General features: G+C 32.0%; 4 protein-coding genes. All 4 read right to left on the reverse strand.

The window, feature by feature from the left end:
* Window positions 1–250 precede the first annotated feature (250 nt).
* Window positions 251–859, reverse strand: coding sequence for a hypothetical protein (locus ACN4EE_RS22945; RefSeq protein ID WP_431708832.1), 609 nt, complete (start codon window positions 857–859; stop codon window positions 251–253).
* Window positions 860–952: 93 nt separating this feature from the next.
* Window positions 953–1,078: a hypothetical protein gene (locus ACN4EE_RS22950; protein ID WP_431708833.1), complete on the reverse strand. Its 126-nt coding sequence runs from the start codon at window positions 1,076–1,078 to the stop codon at window positions 953–955.
* A gap of 154 nt (window positions 1,079–1,232) precedes the next feature.
* Entirely contained in the window at window positions 1,233–1,493 is a 261-nt protein-coding gene (locus ACN4EE_RS22955; protein WP_431708834.1) for a pentapeptide repeat-containing protein, read from the reverse strand.
* A gap of 142 nt (window positions 1,494–1,635) precedes the next feature.
* Window positions 1,636–1,968 carry a hypothetical protein gene (locus ACN4EE_RS22960; RefSeq protein ID WP_431708835.1) on the reverse strand — a complete coding sequence of 111 codons (333 nt, stop codon included), beginning with the start codon at window positions 1,966–1,968 and terminating at the stop codon, window positions 1,636–1,638.
* Between the last annotated feature and the right edge of the window lie 224 nt (window positions 1,969–2,192).

Genomic DNA, 2,192 nt, shown 5'->3' on the forward strand with positions numbered 1-2,192 from the left:
GATAATGAATTTACGACAGTACTCATCAGGGTTTTTAGTCAAACACGAAAACTAACTTAACTTTTTCAGTATCTCACAAATTTTTAGTATGCGTTTGCCCTGCCAATACGGGGGACTTTCATCAAGTTTGACTCCCCCAAAGTTGGGGGTAGGGGGGCTTAACCGAGCAGTATTGGGAAGAATTTAAGGAAATTCGATCGAGCAGCGTCACTTTTAGTGATCGAGTTGTGGTGTTGTTCGATCATGAATACTAATCAATAAATTTATCTCCTACAATTTCATTTATAATTCCTCTATACTTAGCTAATCTTCCTGTAAAATGAATTTCCTCTTCTATCTCTTTTTTTATGTTAGAGATAATAGCTTTTGTGATTATATCCAAGTATATATCTTCACATACTTTGTAGTCTTTATCTATTTCTTGTAAGGTATTAACAAATTCATTTGTTTGAAAAAGAAGATAGTCAATATTTCCCTCGAATACAAATCTATTCTTAGAAACTAATTCTCCATCAAATTCTACGAAGAATTTAGGTTTGTGCCACATCAAAAAAGAGTTTTCATAACCATAGACTTTATTAAGTCTATTTTCGTTTTTCAGTAAAACCAGCATAATTAAGGCGGCTGATTTAGTCTTTTTGCAATATATATCAAGTATTGCTCCTTTGTCGTGAATTTCTCTCAAAAGAGATAGAATCTTCCTCATATAATCTGTCTCTCCACCGTCTGAGTTTAAAATTACTTTTATATTTTCTCCTTTTTTTATCTTACTTAAAATTGATTTTAGATATATGGTTAATTTCTCTATATAAGACAAATAAATCATATCTTTGATGGTGACAAAGTATTGGTATTCCATATTTCGGCGTTTTGGTTTATGGTGTCGATATTGAAAATCATAGAGAAAAGGAGGGGAGAATTTAAGGAAATTCGATCGCCCTCCAAATATCATTTATTTTTGAGTAGATTTAACAGATTTGATGAGTTGAAGAATTTGAGGATTAGGAGTATAAAATTTAACAGAAGATTGAGGTTGATTAGCTTGGGAAGGATAGAAAAGTTTAGATTTTAAAATCATGCAACTTACCTCTTTAATGGTGACATTTACTATTAAAACAAGAGGTAAGAAAAGGGCTTTTCTGAGACATTATTTAATAGACATCTCCAGAAAAGATTTTTTATTGTTTCGTAGTAAGGGTTTCAACCCTCATTTTTCTAATTATTGGAGAAGTCTAATGATTTTCTCTTAATTTAACCCCCGTCATATCAGCTTTAGTTAGATTAGCTTCTGTGAGAATGACAAAATTAAGGTTAGTTTCTCTCAAATTAGCTTTTGTTAACTTAGCACCCCTTAAATCTGCTTCTCTTAAATCACTTTTGCTTAAATTAGCATTAGTTAAATCTTTATTGCTTAAATCTCTATTTCTTAAGTCTGTATTGCTTAAATCTGCTCCTTTTAAATCTCGTTCTCTTAAGAATTCTTCGTTTAACATAAGTGGGGTTATCCTTTTTTTGATGATGAATGCTAGGGAAGGTAACTATTTTGGTTTATGATGAATGTCTGATATTATTATGTACTTTTTTCGCTTTAATGGGGTAATGATCTGGAGATTCACTACCGCCATGATTAGAGACTTATTTTACTTGAAGAATAGGTTTTTCAATAGATTTAGATTTGTTTTTGGGAAGGGATTTTTTGATAGGTTTTTCAATGGATTTGTTTTTGGGAATGGGTTTTTCAATAGTAGTATTTACAATGTTAGATTGGGCAGAAGTAGATGATTCAGAAGTATTAGCAGTATTTTCAGATTTGGGTTGAGTTTTATTTTGTTTAGAAGTGACGATAACAGTGGCGGAAGAGAATAATAAACCAGTACCAGCGATTTTAAGAATTTCAACTTTGTTAGCAATACCGAATCCACCAATTAATAAACCAGAAATAGCAGTGACGAGGGCTTGATTTTTCATACTTTTTATTTCCTTTACTTTCAACAATTACTAAGATAAATGGCACTAAGAAAAGGGCTTTTCTGTTAGTCTTAAGCGCCTTCGCTGGGGAAGGCAACTTAATTTTTTAGCTTAAACGGCGAGAAGCCCCACACTTTGTTTTCGAGTAAAAAAAATAATTAAAACAAGTGTGGGATGAATCGCCAGTGACGTGATAAAATAACTATAGGTTAACCACCTCAACC

This window comes from Geminocystis sp. CENA526 (assembly GCF_050753365.1).
GTDB lineage: Bacteria > Cyanobacteriota > Cyanobacteriia > Cyanobacteriales > Cyanobacteriaceae > Geminocystis.